The following is a 15243-nucleotide window of genomic DNA, read 5'->3' as shown; positions in this document are numbered from 1 at the left end:
CCGACCAAGTGAGACTGATGAGCACCAAGCCGCTACCCGACGCAATGCCACTTCTTGATGTCCTGCAATCCCGCCGCTCGGTGCCCTCCAAGCAACTGACCGCGCCAGGACCTGATGACGACGCACTCCAGCTCATGCTGCAAGCCGCCGTGCGCGTGCCCGACCACGGCAAGCTGGTGCCGTTCCGTTTCCTGCGTATCCAGGGGGATGACCGCCACGCGCTGGGCGCCGCGCTGGCCGCGCGCACGCTGCAACGCGATCCGGATGCCGCTCCGGCGAGCGTAGAAAAGGATCGCGCCCGGTTTTCCCATGCGCCCCTGGTCATCGCGGTCGTGGCGCGGCTTGCTCCTGGACACAAGGTTCCTGAGCAGGAACAGCTGCTCACCGCCGGTTGCGTGTGCTTCGCATTGCTGCAGTCGGCCCAGGCCCTGGGCTTCGGCGCGCAATGGCTGACCGGATGGGCCGCCTACGACGAGGTGATCGCGGCGACCCTGGGGCTGCAGGCCAACGAGAAGGTGGCGGGGTTCATCCATATCGGCACGCCGAAGCTGGAGGTTCCGGAACGCGACCGCCCCGATGCCGCCGCGCTGTTGCAGGACTGGCACGCGCATGCCTGAAGCCGTGACGCCGGCAATGCCCAGGCCAGCGCTGTACCTGGTGGATGCCAGTCTTTACGTGTTCCGTGCCTGGCATTCCATGCCCGACCAGTTCCACGACGCCGATGGCTGGCCGACCAATGCAGTGCACGGTTTCGCCCGATTCGTGCTGGAACTGCTGGAACAGGAGCGACCGCGGCACATCACCATCGCCTTCGACGAGGCTCTGGACAGCTGTTTCCGCAACCGGCTTTACCCGGCCTACAAGGCCAATCGCGACCCGGCGCCGGAGGAACTCAAGCGCCAGTTCACCCATTGCAAGGCGCTGTGTGCGGCACTGGGGTTAAACGTACTGGCGCATTCCGAATACGAGGCCGACGACCTGATCGGCAGCGCGCTTCACCACGCACGCCCACGTGGTTTCCGCGGGATGATCGTGTCGGCCGACAAGGACATGTCGCAACTGCTGATGGAGCATGACGAACAATGGGACTTCGCCCGCGGCCAGCGCTGGGGCATGGCGGGAGTCAAGGCGCGGCACGGCGTGGAGGCGGCGCAGATCGCCGACTACCTGGCCCTGACCGGCGATGCGGTCGACAATATCCCGGGCGTCACTGGCATCGGCGCCAAGTCGGCGGCGATCCTGCTGGCGCATTTCGGAAGCCTAGACATCCTGCTGACGCGCATCGATGAGGTGGGCTTCCTGCGCATGCGCGGCGCCGCGCAGATGGCGGTGCGCCTTCGCGAGCAGCGCGAACATGCGCTGCTGTGGCGGCAGCTTGCCACCATTGCGCTGGATGCGCCGGTCGACGGCGCCGAACCCGATTTCGTCCGCGCCGGCGTCGATGCCGGCATGCTTGAAGCGCTGTCCGACTCGCTTCGCTTCGGCCCCATGACCCGCCGACGCCTGCGCGAAGCCGCCGGCCTGCCTGGCTAGGAGCATACGGCTTGCGTTACTCGACTAGCATGGACCCATGAAGAACAAGACCGCAGTACCCACGACCGTCTACGAAGGCCGCTACCTGCGCATGGTCGAGCGCGGTTCCTGGGAGTACGTGGAACGCACCCACGCCAGCGGAATGGCCGCGATCATCATCGCGGTGACGCCGGAGGACAAGGTGGTCTTCGTCGAACAGTTCCGGGTGCCGCTGCAGGCTTCCACCATTGAAATGCCGGCAGGCCTGGTGGGCGACATCCACGCGGCCGAATCCATCGAGCTCTCGGCCATCCGCGAGCTCGAGGAGGAAGCGGGCTGGACCGCCAGCCACGCCGAAGTGCTGATGATCGGCCCCACTTCCTCCGGCATGGCCAGCGAGAAAGTCGCCTTCGTCCGCGCCACGGGTTTGAGCCGGGTAGGCGCAGGCGGCGGCGATGCCGATGAAAACATCACCGTGCATGAAATCCCGCGGACGCAGGCGGCCGCCTGGCTGGTGCAGAAAATGGCCGAAGGCTACGAGCTGGACGCCAAGCTGTGGGCCGGGCTGTGGATGATCGACCACCAGCTGGACGGCACCCCGCGTGGCTGATGCGCTGGTGCTGCTGGGCGTGGACGACCCGCCACCCTTCACCGTCCACAACCCCAATGGCAACTCGCCTTTCGTGCTGATCGCCGACCATGCCGGCCAACGGATTCCGGCCCACCTCGGCGACCTGGGACTGACACCGGCGGAACTGGACCGCCATATCGGCTGGGATATCGGCATCGCCGGAGTCACCGAACGACTCGCCGGCCTGCTCGATGCCTTCGCCATATTGCAGACCTATTCGCGACTCGTGATCGACTGCAACCGGCCGCTGCAGGCCGCCGGCTCGATCGTCACGGTCAGCGACGGCACCGAGGTACCGGGCAACCAGGGATTGGATGACGAGGCGCGGACAGCACGCGCGCTGGAAATCTTCGCGCCCTACCATGGGCGCATCACCGAGGAACTGGACCGCCGCAGCATTCGCTCGCCATCACCGGTGCTGGTCTCGATGCACAGCTTCACGCCGGTCTTCTCCGCGTTCGAGCGTCCCTGGCATGCCGGCATCCTGTACCACCGCGATGCGCGCCTGGCACATGCGCTGCTGGCGGCATTGCGCGCCGAGCCCGGACTGGAAGTCGGCGACAACGAACCCTATGCGGTCAGCGACCACAGCGACTATGCCATCCCGGTCCATGGCGAGCAGCGCGGCCTGCTGCACGTGGAGCTGGAAATCCGCCAGGACCTGATTGCCGATGCCGCGGGCCAGCAGCAATGGGCCGAGCGACTGGCCCGCCTCCTGCCACCATTACTGGCGGATTTGACGCGCCCCTGATCTTCATCTGCTACAACAGTCGCAACCCCACGCTTCCAGTACCCACCGCATCGTCCGGACGCACCGGAACGGTGCGCCGCGGCTGGCGGCTTCCTGCGCAGGAGCAACACGTGCTGATACGCCTTGGTTTCGAGATCACCCACAGCTTCCCGGAACCCACGCCGATGCTGCTGACCTTGAACGTGCACGATTCCCGGCGCGCGGACATCGCCATCGGCAAGGAACTGCAAACCTCGCCGCCGGTTCCGCTGCAGCAGTACCACGATGGTTTCGGCAATGTCTGCACCCGGCTGGTTTCGCCGGCCGGTGCCTTCACCGTTTCATCCGACGTGGTGCTCCGCGATACCGGCTGGACCGATGCCGTGGTGCCCGCCGCCAAACAGATTCCCGTCTACCAGCTTCCCGAAGCAACCCTGGTCTACCTGCTGGGCAGCCGCTATTGCGAAACCGACAAGCTGGTGGAGAAGGCCTGGGACCTGTTCGGCGCCACCCCGACCGGCTGGGCCCGCGTGCAGGCCATCTGCGACTACGTCCATGGCCGCATCCAGTTCGGCTACGAATTCGCCGACGCCACCAAGGGCGCGGCCTTGGCACTGGAACAGGGGCGCGGCGTCTGCCGCGACTTCGCCCATTCGGCCGTCGCCTTGTGCCGTTGCATGAACATCCCCGCGCGTTACTGCACCGGCTACATCGGCGACTTCGGCGTGCCGCCCAGCGATTCACCCATGGATTTCTCGGCCTGGTTCGAGGCCTACCTGGACGGCCAGTGGTACACCTTCGATGCGCGCCACAACTTCCCGCGCATCGGTCGCGTGCTCATCGCGCGTGGGCGCGATGCCGCGGACGTGGCCATCAGCAACACCTTTGGTCCGAACACGCTGGAGAAGTTCGAAGTGTGGTCGGACGAGACTTTCGTGGAAGCCCTGATTCCGCGGTGAGCTGCATTCCTTCTCCCTAGGGGAGAAGGGAGCCGCATCAGGCGAACCTGTCGGTGGCGCTGACCAGTGCATCCACGTGTTCGGCCTCGAATGCCGAGTGCCCGGAGACCGGGGAGACCACCAGTTCGGCCTTCGGCCAGGCCTTGTGCAGGTCCCAGGCATTGGCCATCGGGCAGACCACGTCGTAGCGGCCGTGCACGATCACGCCCGGTATGTCGGCGATGAGGTGGGCATCGCGCAGCAGCTGGTCTTCGATCTCGAAGAAGCCGCCATTGACGAAGTAATGGTTCTCGATGCGCGCAAAGGCCAATGCGAAGGCCGGGTCTTCATGGCCACTGATGAAATCGTGGTCGACGCGCAGGAAGCTGGTTGCACCTTCCCACACGCTCCACGCCCGCGCAGCGGCCAGCCGGGTGGCTTCATCGCCACTGGTCAGGCGGCGATGGAAGGCGGAAATCAGGTCGTGGCGCTCGACCAGCGGGATCGGCGCCAGGAAATGTTCCCAGGCATCCGGGAACAGTCGCGAACAGCCTTCCTGGTAGAACCACTCCAGCTCCCAGCGCCGCAGCATGAAGATGCCCCGCAGCACCAGTTCGCTGACCCGGCCCGGATGCTTCTGCGCGTAAGCCAACGCCAGCGTCGAACCCCAGCTGCCGCCGAAGACCTGCCACTCGTCGATACCGAGTTTTTCGCGCAACTGCTCGATGTCCGCGACCAGGTGCCAGGTGCTGTTGTCCACCAGGTCGGCGTGGGGGGTGGAGCGGCCGGAACCGCGCTGGTCGAACAGGACGATGCGGTATTTGGCCGGATCGTGGAAGCGGCGCATCTTCGGGCTGCAACCGGCGCCAGGGCCTCCATGCAGCAACACGACGGGCTTTCCCGCGGGGTTGCCGCACTGCTCGTAGTACAGGGTATGGCGGCCGTCGACCTTGAGGGTGCCGGTGTCGAAAGGTTCAATGTCCGGATAGAGCTGGCGCATGGATGCGGCCTCAGGTCTGGGCCTTGGAGTCTAACGCGGGCTGTATTGCCCCGGCGCAACGCAAGCCCTCATGTGGCAACTACGGGAACTGCCTCGCGATGACCCGAACAGGGTTCAGACCGTCAGAGCCTGGAATCAGACCGGATTCCTGCCCTCGCCTGGAGAGCCTGCAGGCAATGAGGGCCGTGCGCTGACCAGCGCCAAGTCAGGCCCATCGTCCACAGGTCACGCGGTCACGCAGTTCCAGGTCCTGCACCGTATCGACGTCAGCAAACCCTGCCGTTTCCAGCAGCGTGCGAATCGGTGCGCCCTGCTCCAGTCCATGTTCCAGCAGCAACCATCCGCCGGACACCAGGTGTACGCCCGCCTGGTTCACTATTCGGCGTATGTCGTCCAGCCCGTCGTTGCCTGACGAAAGCGCGGTTGCAGGCTCGAAACGCAGGTCACCCTGCTGCAGGTGCGGGTCCCCTTCGGCGATGTAGGGAGGATTACTCGCTATCAGGTCGAAGCGCTTGCCCGCCAGCGGGGCAAACCAGCTGCCGTGCCTGAATTCCACGTTTGCCAGGCCGTTGGCTGATGCATTGCGCCTGGCCACTTCGAGTGCGCCTGCACTGGCGTCGGTCGCAGTCACTATTGCCCGCGGACGTTCGCTGGCGATGGCCAGCGCGATCGCGCCACTACCCGTACCAAGGTCGGCCACCCGCACGGCGCGTGCAGGTGGCAGCCGGGCCAGTGCGAGTTCGACCAGCAACTCGGTTTCGGGGCGCGGGATCAGCGTGTCGGCGTTGACCTCCAGATCCAGCGTCCAGAAACCGCGCTTACCCGTGAGATAAGCGACGGGCTGTCCGTCGAGCCGCGCCTGCAGCAGTTGATCGAAACGCCATATGGCCTCCTGCTCCATGTGTTCGCCGCCATGCGCGTACAGCCACGAAGGCGTGCGGCCGACCGCGTGTGCAAGCAACAGGCGTGCGTCCACCGCGTCGATGCGTTCACACGCACTACGCAGGGCTGCATCCAGGGACACCGGTTGATTCGTATTCACGACGCCATCGTAGCCGCAGCGGGCCACGACCACTTGCCCATTCCTCCCACAGGCCCTGACTCCATGACTCCCTCCTTTCCCCTGCGCGGCCTGGTCGCCGCCAGCGTCGCGCTGTTGATCGCAGCCTGCCAGAGCGTTGCCTTCAGCGTCGCCAACCGCGGCATTGCAGCCGCCAGCGCCAGCATGGTCTACGACACCCGGCATGGCCTGGCGCTGGACATCTACCGGCCGGCGGCCCGCACGACCGTTCCAACCGCGGTCGTGTTGTTTTTTTATGGAGGCAACTGGAAGAGCGGCAAGCGCGAGGACTACAGGTTCGTCGGCCAGCGGCTTGCGCAACAAGGCGTGCTGGCCATCGTGGCCGACTACCGTACCTGGCCACGCACTACCTTCCCCGGTTTCGTCGAGGACGGCGCCCGGGCGGTGGCCTGGAGCCGCGATCATGCCACCGACTATGGCGGCGACCCGAAGCGCCTGTTCGTGGCGGGGCATTCGGCAGGCGCCCAGATCGCCGCGTTGATAGGCACGGACCGCCGCTACCTGGCCGCGCACGCCATGAAACCACGCGACCTGGCCGGCGTCATCGGCCTGTCAGGCCCCTACGATTTCGCCATCACCGGCGGCTACGAGGAGGTGTTCGGGCCACGGGAGCAATGGCCGCGCGCGCAGGCGGTCAATTTCGTAGGGGGCGACGAGCCCCCGTTCCTGCTCATCCACGGGGCCAGCGACACGACAGTGGAAGCCAAAGACAGCCAGGAACTGACGAACAAGCTGCGCGCAATGGGCGGGGAAGCAGAACTCGTCTGGATCCAGGGCGGCCATATCGCTCCACTTCAGGCCTTCTACGCGCCGCAACGCAACCCCGCGGCAATGCAGGCGATGAAGGACTTTTTGGGGGAATAGCCGCGCACCGGGAAAGGGGTCGATCCACCCATATGATAGTCATAAGCTATCATTGCAATGCCATCAATCGATTAGCTATATCAATCGGCCAGCTTTAACATTGCTGCGTCGCATCAATAACCCAACCTAAGGATCTCCATGTCCCTGATCAACACCCACGTACAGCCCTTCACCGCCAACGCCTTCCACAACGGCAAGTTCATCACCGTTTCCGACGCAGACCTCAAGGGCAACTGGTCGGTGATCATCTTCATGCCGGCCGCCTTCACCTTCAACTGCCCCACCGAAGTCGAAGACGCCGCCACCAACTACGCCGAGTTCCAGAAGGCCGGCGCCGAGGTCTACATCGTCACCACCGACACCCACTTCTCGCACAAGGTCTGGCACGAGACCTCCCCGGCGGTCGGCAAGGCCCAGTTCCCGCTGGTCGGTGACCCGACCCACCAGCTGACCAAGGCGTTCGGCGTGCATATCGAAGAGGAAGGCCTGGCCCTGCGCGGCACTTTCATCATCAATCCCGAGGGCGTGATCAAGACGGCCGAAATCCACGACAACGCCATTGCCCGCGACATCAGCGAGACCCTGCGCAAGCTCAAGGCCGCCCGCTACGTCGCCAGCCACCCGGGTGAAGTCTGCCCGGCGAAGTGGAAGGAAGGCGAAAAGACCCTGGCTCCGTCGCTGGACCTGGTCGGCAAGATCTAAGACCGCTGCATTGCACTGGAGTCCGGGCGCCAGCCGCCCGGACTTCCATTGAGTCTCCACTTTTTCCCCATGGACGCTTGCAATAGCGGCCTGGTCCCAACGGAAAAACCGCGCCGGCTCCCCTCCCCCCAGCGCATTCCTGGTTCCAGGCCGCTTCTGCAAGCCTCTTTACCCTTCTTCCGCCTTGCCCGGAGTCAAAGCCATGCTCGATGAAACCCTCAAGACCCAGCTGAAGGCCTACCTGGAAAAGGTCGTGCGCCCGATCGAAATCGTGGCCTCGCTGGACGACAGCGCCAAGTCGCGCGAAATGGAAGAGCTGCTGGGCGAACTGGTGCTGCTCTCCGACAAGATCAGCCTGGTGCAGGGCCGCGATGCCGACGCGCATACGCCGTCGTTTGCGCTGACCAGCCCGGGCCAGGACATCAGCCTGCGCTTCGCCGGCCTGCCGATGGGCCATGAATTCACCTCACTGGTGCTGGCGCTGCTGCAGGTTGGTGGGCACCCGTCCAAGACCGCCCAGGATGTGATCGAACAGATCAGGGAGCTGGACGGCGACTACCGCTTCGAAACCTATTTCTCGCTCAGCTGCCAGAACTGCCCGGACGTGGTCCAGGCCCTGAACCTGATGGCGGTGCTTAATCCCCGCGTCCAGCACGTGGCGATTGATGGCGCGCTGTTCCCGGAAGAAGTCGAAGCCCGCCAGGTGATGTCGGTGCCCACCATCTACCTCAACGGCGAAGTGTTCGGCCAGGGCCGCATGGGCGTGGAGGAGATCGTCGCCAAGCTCGATACCGGCGCGGCCCAGCGTGATGCGAAGAAGCTGGCAGGGAAGGCCCCCTACGAAGTGCTGATCGTGGGCGGCGGCCCGGCCGGCGCGTCGGCCGCGATCTATGCAGCGCGCAAGGGTATCCGCACCGGCGTCGTCGCCGAACGTTTCGGGGGCCAGGTGCTGGACACCATGGCGATCGAGAATTTCATTTCGGTGTCCGAGACCGAAGGCCCGAGGCTGGTCGCGCAGCTGGAACAGCACGTGCGCCAGTACGAGGTCGATGTCATGAACCTGCAGCGCGCCGAGAAGCTGAGCGCCGCCGACGGCATGATCCAGATCGAGCTGGCCAATGGCGCTTCGCTGAAAAGCAGGACGGTGATCCTGTCCACCGGCGCGCGCTGGCGGCAGATGAACGTGCCCGGCGAGGATCAATACCGCAACAAGGGCGTGGCTTACTGCCCGCACTGCGATGGCCCGCTGTTCAAGGGCAAGCGCGTGGCGGTGATCGGTGGCGGCAATTCGGGCGTGGAAGCGGCCATCGACCTGGCCGGCATCGTCAGCCACGTGACCCTGATCGAGTTCGACCACCAGCTGCGCGCCGACGCGGTGCTGCAGCGCAAGCTGCACAGCCTGGCCAACGTCACCGTCATCACTTCGGCCATGACCACCGAAGTCACTGGCGACGGGAACAAGGTCAACGGCCTGGTCTACGAGGACCGCGGCAGCAACGACAGGCACACGCTGGCGCTTGAAGGCATCTTCGTGCAGATCGGGCTGCTGCCCAATACCGAATGGCTGAAAGGCACGGTGGCGCTGTCGCCGCGTGGCGAGATCATCGTCGACGAGCGCGGCCAGACCTCCCTGCCCGGCGTGTTCGCGGCCGGAGACGTCACCACGGTTCCGTACAAGCAGATCATCATCGCCATGGGCGAAGGTTCCAAGGCGGCGCTCAGCGCCTTCGACCACCTGATCCGCAGCTCGGCTCCCGCCGCGGATGCCGAGCTTGAGGAAACCGAAGCCGAGGCCGCGTAAGGACATTTGATTTGCGGTCCAGCCCACTGGCATCCAGTGGGCTTTTTTTTCCCGTGTTGCATTTGGAAGTATCCTCCGGCCATGAACCTGCGCGACCTCAAGTACCTGCTCGCACTGGCCGACCACAGGCATTTCGGCCGTGCGGCAGCGGCATGCTTCGTCAGCCAGCCGACCCTGTCCACGCAGATCAGGAAGCTGGAGGAAGAGCTGGGGGTTTCGCTGGTCGAGCGCGCGCCGCGCAAGGTCATGCTGACCCCCGCCGGTCGCGATGCCGCCGAACGCGCGCGACGCATCGTGTCCGAAGTCGAGCAGATGAAGGAAGGCGCGCGACGCAGCCAGGATCCGGAAGCAGGCACGGTCAGGCTGGGTATTTTTCCGACCCTGGGCCCCTACCTGCTGCCGCACGTGATCCCGCGCATACGCGAACGCTTTCCCAACCTGGAACTCCTGCTGGTGGAGGAAAAGAGCGACGTCCTGCTGTCGCGGCTGCACGAGGGCAAGCTGGACGCCGTGCTGCTTGCGCTGCCCGTGCATGACGACCAGTTGCACAGCCAGTTCCTGTTCGAGGAGCCGTTCCTGCTGGCGGTTCCGGAAAACCATCCGCTGGCGCAACGCGATTCGCTGAGCCTGGGCGAATTGTCCGACCAGAAACTGCTGCTGCTGGAAGACGGCCACTGCCTGCGCGAACAGGCCCTGGAGGTGTGCCGGCTGTCGGGTGCGAACGAAAAGTCCGAATTCCGCGCCACCAGCCTGGAGACACTGCGGCAGATGGTGGCGGCCAATGTCGGCATGACCCTGTTGCCGATGCTGGCGGTGAAACCCCCGGTGGCACGCTCCCAGAACATACATCTGCTTGGCTTCAGCGATTCCCATCCCAGCCGCCAGATTGCGATGTTATGGCGCCGCAGTTCGGCCATGGCCGACTTCCTGCTCGAATTTTCACGGGTTTTCTCCGAGCTGCCGGCGGCGCTTTTCCAGCCGAACCCGGCCCAGGTCGAGTCCCGGCTCCGGAAAGGGGACAGGCCGTTGCCCCTGCAGGCTTGAACCCATGCCGCTTCCGGGCTAGGGTTGGCCCTGCAAACTGAATCGACGGACGCCACGGCAACGCGGCGTCCGTTTTCCTTTCCGGCCCCACCACTTCCATTACAGGACATTCCCGTGACTGCCAACTCCACCAGCGGCCTGCCGCCGTCGAGCCTTGCCCCGCCCATCATCGTTTCAAGCCGCGATTTCAATCGCCTCGAAAGCCTGCTGGATTCACCGGCCTTGCGCCGCCACCCCGCAGCCATCGCCCTGATGCAGGAACTCAGCCGCGCGCAGGTACTGGCGCCCGAGCAGATGCCCGGCACGGTGGTCACCATGAACTCCCGCGTCGAGTTCGAAGAAGAGCTCAGCGGCGAGCGCCACACACTGACCCTGGTGTATCCGAACGAAGCAAGTGTCGACACCGGACGCATCTCGATCCTGGCACCCGTCGGCAGCGCCCTGCTGGGGCTTTCCCCCGGACAGATCATCGACTGGTCGGCACCGGATGGCCGCAAGTTGCGGCTGCGGGTTACCGCCGTCCACTACCAGCCCGAAGCCAACTCCGATTTCAACCGTTGACTGCCGAAGCCCTGCACAGCGGCGCCGGCCACCTCCTGCAATCCACCACGACCTGACTACGGAAACCCCATGACTGCAATGCCCGCAAGCGCTTCCAGACTCCAGCAACTCCGCGACATGTCGGTGGTGGTCGCCGATACCGGCGACTTTGATGCGGTCAAGCGCCTGCGTCCGGTCGATTGCACGACCAACCCGACCCTGGTGCGCAAGGCGCTCGACCTGCCGGTGTATGCGGAGGCCATCGAAAGGGAGCTGGCGTGGGCACGCAGCCAGGCCGGCGACCCGGCCGCGCGGGTGGAGGAAGTGGTGGACAGGCTGACCATTGCCGTGGGCGCCGCGCTGGCCGGGCTGGTGCCGGGCCGGGTATCGACCGAAGTCGATGCCGACCTGGCCTTCGACACCGCGGCGACGGTGCGCAAGGCGCACAAATTCATCGACATGTACGCCGCCCTGGGCATCGGCCGCGAGCGCGTGCTGATCAAGATCGCCTCCACCTGGGAAGGCGTGGAGGCAGCGCGCCAGCTGCAGCGCGACGGCATCGACTGCAACCTGACCCTGATCTTCAACCGCACCCAGGCGCTGGCCTGTTCGGAAGCCGGGGCCTTCCTGATCTCCCCGTTCGTGGGCCGCATCCTCGACTGGCATGTGGCGCGTGGCGAGGTGCCGTCCAGTATCGATGCCGACCCGGGCGTGGTGTTCGTGCGTGGCGTGTACGAGGAATTCAAGCGCCGGGGCTCGTCGACCGTGGTGATGGGCGCGTCGTTCCGCTCCACCGCGCAGATCGAGGCGCTGGCCGGTTGCGACCGCCTGACCATCTCGCCGGACCTGCTGGAGAAGCTGGAATCTGAAACCGGCGAGCTGCCGCGCCGGCTTTTCCCCGTCAGCGCCGAAGCCGCGACCCATGCGCCGATCGACGCGCCGCGCTTCGCCCGTGACATGGCGGCCGATGCCATGGCCACCGACAAGCTGCGCGAGGGCGTCGACGCGTTCGCCGGCGACCTGGCCGCATTGCGCCAGACCCTGGCCGGACGCCTTTCCGCCGCCGCGTGAAGCTGAGCACCGCACTGCTGGCCTGCGCCGGCCTGGCGGCGTCGGCCTGGGCTTTTTCCTCATTGCGTGATTCGCCCGCGCCGGCCGCCGCCGGCGCGATGTTGGCCGCGTGTCCGTTGCCGCCCCGGGTGGCGAGCGACGCTCCGCCCCTGCAGACCGAGGTGCCCGCTTCACTGCAGCCGTTCGTGCTGGGAGACACCACGCTGCAGCCGCTGGCCGGTTTCAGCATCGAGGCGCGGGTGCTGTCGCGCGAGGACTACCGCCTGGGCCGCGAAGCCGCGCTGTCGCCGACCGACCTGGCGCTGGGCTGGCAGCGCATGCGCGAGGATGCGGTGTTGTCGCAACTGCGCATCAGCCAGTCCTCGCGCTGGTACCACTACCAGTGGGACCAGCCGCCGTTGCCCGCGCAGGAAATCGCCAGCAGCAGCGCCAACATGCACATGATCCCGGCCAACCCTGGCGTGGCCGGACTGCTGGCGGCCACGGCCAGGGACGACCACCTGCGCATCGATGGCTGGCTGGTGGAAGCAAGGGCAACCGATGGATGGCGGTGGCGCAGTTCGACCAGCCGCACCGACAGTGGCGGCGGTGCCTGCGAAGTGGTTTACGTCTGTTCGATCACCCGCCTCTGAGCCAGGCTGCGGTGGCGCGCCGGTCCGAACCATAGGGCCTGAAGACAGGCCCATGGCCTCAGTCGCCCAGCAGCACCTTGTTGCGTCCGCCGTGCTTGGCCGCATACAGGGCGCGGTCGGCGCGGCCCAGGGCTTGTGCAGGTTCGTGCTCATGCAGCCGGCGTTCGGCGACGCCAACGCTGACGGTCAGCGCTACCGGATTTCCCTGCCATAGCACGCTGGCCAGTTCGACCTGGGCCCGCAGGCGCTCGGCGACGTGCCGCGCAGTCTCGAGGCCCTGGCCGGGCAACACCAGCATGAACTCCTCGCCGCCATAGCGGCCCAATGCATCGCCGGGGCCCAGCACGCCCTGCAGTACTGCCGCCAGTTCCTGCAGGCAGTGATCGCCGCAGGCGTGGCCGTAGGTATCGTTGACCGACTTGAAGTGATCCATGTCCACGAACAGGATCGACAAGGGTTGTCCGGTGCGCTCGGCTTCGGCGAAGTGGTGGACCAGCACGCCATCGATCGCGCTGCGATTGAGGATGCCGGTCAGCACGTCCAGTTCGGCGGCACGGCGCAGGCTGTGGTTGGCGCGGGCCTCGGCGCTCACCTCCTGCACCAGCAGTCCGAACCGGGTGGCAAGAGCCAGTTCCTCGGCACTGAAGGGTTGGGTGCCCTCGCGCTCCAGCACGGCGACTCCCAAGCCGCCACTGGTCGCGACCGGCACCGCCGCATACGTGCGTTTGACTTTGGGTGCGCCTGCCGAGGGTGGCGGCTGCAACGGCAGCGCAGCGACCTCCACCTGGCGCTGCGCGATCGCGCGCAGGGTTTCGGCGTTGGCCGCCGTCAAAGCGGCCATGCGCGATGTATGCACGACCGGTTCGGCAATCAGGATCGGGTCGTAACCGGAACGATTGAGCAGGATCGCCACCGACTCGAGTTTCAGCAGGGGCAACAACCGCGCCATCGCCATCTGCACCGCGTTCCACTCCATGTCCTTGGGTGCCACATCGGGCAGGTGCTGGCGCAGGTCGTGGATCAGCTCGGCGTAGGCTTCCTGTTGCTGCAGGCGCGATTCACTGGCCTGGCGCGCGCTGCGTTCGCGCTCATGCCGGACCCGGAAATCGGCGATGCGCCCGATCAGCGCCAACACCAGGACCAGCCCTATGAAGACCAGTCCGATCTGGAATCCGAAACGGCCCCAGAACTCGGTACCCATGCCGCGCACGCTCAGTTCGAACAGGGTGCCGGTCACCCCGAGCATGGCGACCGCGGCCAGCAGGGCCCAGCCCATCCAGGCCTTGCGCAAGGTCGCGCTGACAAAAGCCACTGCCGATAGCGAGGACGCCACGATCCAGCACAGGGTGACCAGCTGCTGGGTGGCCTCGGGGCCTGGCACCCAGCCGAACAGGCAGGCCACGGCCACCGACACAATGGCCAGGGCGCCTGTCGAAGGAAGCCATCGCAACCAGGGATCTTCCGGGCGCCGGCCGGCGAAGTCGCGGGCCACGGCGATCCCGGTCGCGCACACCAGCAGGGTGGCGATGTTGATGCCGCGCCCGCCCAGCGAGGACAGCCCGCGCAGCCAAGGCAGCGTGTAGGCGTGTCCGTTCATCGCCAGCATCAGCAGCAGCGAGGTGGCCATGAAGGACAGGAGGCTCAGGAAAGCCAGCTCGCGCGCGCCGAACAGCAGCGAAACCGCAACCAGCGCCAGCACCAGGATGCAGGCGTAAAGGGTGACGGCAAGGGCCAGCGAACGCTGGTCCTGCTGCTGCCCGTACAGGGTGCGCACCACCTGCGGACGCAAGGTCGCCAGCTGGGTGGAACGCGCCTGCACCTCCACCGTGGTCTCGCCGCTCCAGTCGCGGGGCAGGGTCTGCAGGAAGGCCATGGGAAACAGGCCGTCCTGCGGCAGCGGGTGGTAATAGGACTGCGCTGCCGGTCGCCACTGCCCGTTCGACAGATGCAGCTCGTCCACCGCCACGCGGTTGAAGCGCAGCTGCCAGGACGGATCCTCGTCCCGCGAAGCCGGCAGGGTGAAATGCAGCAGGAAACGGGCAGGCCGGCCATTCGTTGGCAACACCACGCCGCCGCCATCGACACTGACGTGGCTGCGGGCATCGGTATCCAGCAGCTCGATGCGCACCGGCACGTGGGTGGCGGACACGCTGCCTGGCAACGCCTCATGGACGTTGCAGGCCAGCATCAGCCACACGGCGATGGCGGGCAGCAACCGCGCCAGCAGGTGGCGCGCCATGGTCGCAGCGGCTTCAGCCGGCGGGCAGGCCATCCAGGTCTCCCAGCTCGTTCCGCTCCGCGGCCTGTTCGCTTTCCATCTCGCGCAGACAGGCCCCGGCCTGTTCCTCGTATCCCTCGGGCACGCAGACCCGCAGAATCCCGAACAGGGGCAATTCGCCTGCACCACCCAGCAAGGACTCCCCGAACAGGAAGACCGGGATGTCCCTGCCCTCCAGCGCATGCTTGGCCAGATGTGCCTCGATCAGGTTGTTGGCGCGGTACACGACTTGCATGGCGGCTTTCCCCTGGTCACCGATTGCAGAGTAACCGCAGTCAGCGGCTGATGACCACGGCATGCCACGGCCCGCCGGAGCGGTCGGCTAAACTGTGGCCCCCGCTGCCCAGGCTTCCCCGACGCATGTCCGCTGTACCCCCCGCTTCCGCCACGCCCCAGCCCGCCCACGCAAGCCACGTGGC

Annotated in this window: 16 protein-coding genes; 12 read left to right on the top strand and 4 right to left on the bottom strand. The window is 66.1% G+C overall.

All coding sequences use genetic code 11. The features are described from left to right. The first annotated feature begins 44 nt into the window (after window positions 1–44). From DT603_RS14850 to DT603_RS14830, 5 genes are all read left to right on the top strand, one after another. Window positions 45–617 carry a nitroreductase family protein gene (locus DT603_RS14850; RefSeq protein ID WP_211368471.1) on the top strand — a complete coding sequence of 191 codons (573 nt, stop codon included), beginning with the start codon at window positions 45–47 and terminating at the stop codon, window positions 615–617. Then, the gene (locus tag DT603_RS14845; RefSeq protein WP_162350772.1) at window positions 610–1533 is read left to right on the top strand and encodes a 5'-3' exonuclease; all 924 of its coding nucleotides are present in this window, start codon (window positions 610–612) and stop codon (window positions 1531–1533) included. Before DT603_RS14850 ends, DT603_RS14845 begins: the two co-directional genes overlap by 8 nt. 37 nt (window positions 1534–1570) lie before the next feature. Further along, window positions 1571–2122 carry an NUDIX hydrolase gene (locus DT603_RS14840; protein ID WP_162350771.1) on the top strand — a complete coding sequence of 184 codons (552 nt, stop codon included), beginning with the start codon at window positions 1571–1573 and terminating at the stop codon, window positions 2120–2122. After that, on the top strand, window positions 2115–2894 hold the full coding sequence (locus DT603_RS14835; RefSeq protein ID WP_162350770.1) for an N-formylglutamate amidohydrolase: 780 nt from the start codon (window positions 2115–2117) through the stop codon (window positions 2892–2894). The genes DT603_RS14840 and DT603_RS14835 overlap by 8 nt, the downstream gene beginning before the upstream one ends. Before the next feature lie 110 nt (window positions 2895–3004). Next, entirely contained in the window at window positions 3005–3832 is an 828-nt protein-coding gene (locus DT603_RS14830; protein WP_162350769.1) for a transglutaminase domain-containing protein, read from the top strand. 37 nt (window positions 3833–3869) lie between these two features. Here the strand turns inward: DT603_RS14830 and pip are convergent, their stop codons facing one another. Together pip and prmC are read right to left on the bottom strand one after the other, a co-directional pair. Then, window positions 3870–4811: a prolyl aminopeptidase gene (gene pip, locus DT603_RS14825; protein WP_162350768.1), complete on the bottom strand. Its 942-nt coding sequence runs from the start codon at window positions 4809–4811 to the stop codon at window positions 3870–3872. Between the two features lie 205 nt (window positions 4812–5016). Beyond that, window positions 5017–5853: a peptide chain release factor N(5)-glutamine methyltransferase gene (prmC, locus tag DT603_RS14820; RefSeq protein WP_343037772.1), complete on the bottom strand. Its 837-nt coding sequence runs from the start codon at window positions 5851–5853 to the stop codon at window positions 5017–5019. A gap of 63 nt (window positions 5854–5916) precedes the next feature. Between prmC and DT603_RS14815 the strand changes: the two genes are divergently transcribed. From DT603_RS14815 to DT603_RS14785, 7 genes are all read left to right on the top strand, one after another. Further along, a complete protein-coding gene (locus tag DT603_RS14815; protein WP_246191875.1) occupies window positions 5917–6756 on the top strand; it encodes an alpha/beta hydrolase in 840 nt (279 codons plus the stop codon). Between the two features lie 138 nt (window positions 6757–6894). Beyond that, window positions 6895–7458: an alkyl hydroperoxide reductase subunit C gene (ahpC, locus tag DT603_RS14810; protein ID WP_162350765.1), complete on the top strand. Its 564-nt coding sequence runs from the start codon at window positions 6895–6897 to the stop codon at window positions 7456–7458. A 202-nt stretch (window positions 7459–7660) separates the two neighbouring features. Further along, window positions 7661–9259, top strand: a complete 1599-nt coding sequence (gene ahpF / locus DT603_RS14805) for an alkyl hydroperoxide reductase subunit F (protein ID WP_162350764.1) — start codon at window positions 7661–7663, stop codon at window positions 9257–9259. A gap of 81 nt (window positions 9260–9340) precedes the next feature. Continuing rightward, on the top strand, window positions 9341–10303 hold the full coding sequence (locus DT603_RS14800; protein WP_162350763.1) for a LysR substrate-binding domain-containing protein: 963 nt from the start codon (window positions 9341–9343) through the stop codon (window positions 10301–10303). A 114-nt stretch (window positions 10304–10417) separates the two neighbouring features. Next, window positions 10418–10864 carry a nucleoside diphosphate kinase regulator gene (rnk, locus tag DT603_RS14795; RefSeq protein WP_162350762.1) on the top strand — a complete coding sequence of 149 codons (447 nt, stop codon included), beginning with the start codon at window positions 10418–10420 and terminating at the stop codon, window positions 10862–10864. A 78-nt stretch (window positions 10865–10942) separates the two neighbouring features. Further along, on the top strand, window positions 10943–11914 hold the full coding sequence (locus tag DT603_RS14790) for a transaldolase (RefSeq protein WP_162350816.1): 972 nt from the start codon (window positions 10943–10945) through the stop codon (window positions 11912–11914). Next, entirely contained in the window at window positions 11911–12546 is a 636-nt protein-coding gene (locus DT603_RS14785; RefSeq protein ID WP_162350761.1) for a hypothetical protein, read from the top strand. Before DT603_RS14790 ends, DT603_RS14785 begins: the two co-directional genes overlap by 4 nt. A gap of 58 nt (window positions 12547–12604) precedes the next feature. Here the strand turns inward: DT603_RS14785 and DT603_RS14780 are convergent, their stop codons facing one another. Together DT603_RS14780 and DT603_RS14775 are read right to left on the bottom strand one after the other, a co-directional pair. Next, on the bottom strand, window positions 12605–14818 hold the full coding sequence (locus DT603_RS14780) for a sensor domain-containing diguanylate cyclase (RefSeq protein WP_162350760.1): 2214 nt from the start codon (window positions 14816–14818) through the stop codon (window positions 12605–12607). After that, window positions 14799–15059: a putative signal transducing protein gene (locus tag DT603_RS14775; RefSeq protein ID WP_162350759.1), complete on the bottom strand. Its 261-nt coding sequence runs from the start codon at window positions 15057–15059 to the stop codon at window positions 14799–14801. Before DT603_RS14775 ends, DT603_RS14780 begins: the two co-directional genes overlap by 20 nt. Window positions 15060–15243: the final 184 nt, after the last annotated feature.

The organism is Pseudoxanthomonas gei, from assembly GCF_010119615.1.
Taxonomy (GTDB): domain Bacteria; phylum Pseudomonadota; class Gammaproteobacteria; order Xanthomonadales; family Xanthomonadaceae; genus Pseudoxanthomonas_A; species Pseudoxanthomonas_A gei.
This window is presented reverse-complemented; position numbering and strand designations above follow the sequence as displayed.

What these genes read in the sequence shown, in the direction of transcription:
- DT603_RS14850 (WP_211368471.1), top strand. Translation starts at nt 45, where the DNA reads ATGCCACTTCTTGATGTCCTGCAATCCCGCCGCTCGGTGCCCTCCAAG.
- DT603_RS14845 (WP_162350772.1), top strand. Translation starts at nt 610, where the DNA reads ATGCCTGAAGCCGTGACGCCGGCAATGCCCAGGCCAGCGCTGTACCTG.
- DT603_RS14840 (WP_162350771.1), top strand. Translation starts at nt 1,571, where the DNA reads ATGAAGAACAAGACCGCAGTACCCACGACCGTCTACGAAGGCCGCTAC.
- pip (WP_162350768.1), bottom strand. Translation starts at nt 4,811, where the DNA reads ATGCGCCAGCTCTATCCGGACATTGAACCTTTCGACACCGGCACCCTC.
- DT603_RS14815 (WP_246191875.1), top strand. Translation starts at nt 5,917, where the DNA reads ATGACTCCCTCCTTTCCCCTGCGCGGCCTGGTCGCCGCCAGCGTCGCG.
- ahpC (WP_162350765.1), top strand. Translation starts at nt 6,895, where the DNA reads ATGTCCCTGATCAACACCCACGTACAGCCCTTCACCGCCAACGCCTTC.
- ahpF (WP_162350764.1), top strand. Translation starts at nt 7,661, where the DNA reads ATGCTCGATGAAACCCTCAAGACCCAGCTGAAGGCCTACCTGGAAAAG.
- DT603_RS14800 (WP_162350763.1), top strand. Translation starts at nt 9,341, where the DNA reads ATGAACCTGCGCGACCTCAAGTACCTGCTCGCACTGGCCGACCACAGG.
- DT603_RS14790 (WP_162350816.1), top strand. Translation starts at nt 10,943, where the DNA reads ATGCCCGCAAGCGCTTCCAGACTCCAGCAACTCCGCGACATGTCGGTG.
- DT603_RS14780 (WP_162350760.1), bottom strand. Translation starts at nt 14,818, where the DNA reads ATGGCCTGCCCGCCGGCTGAAGCCGCTGCGACCATGGCGCGCCACCTG.
- DT603_RS14775 (WP_162350759.1), bottom strand. Translation starts at nt 15,059, where the DNA reads ATGCAAGTCGTGTACCGCGCCAACAACCTGATCGAGGCACATCTGGCC.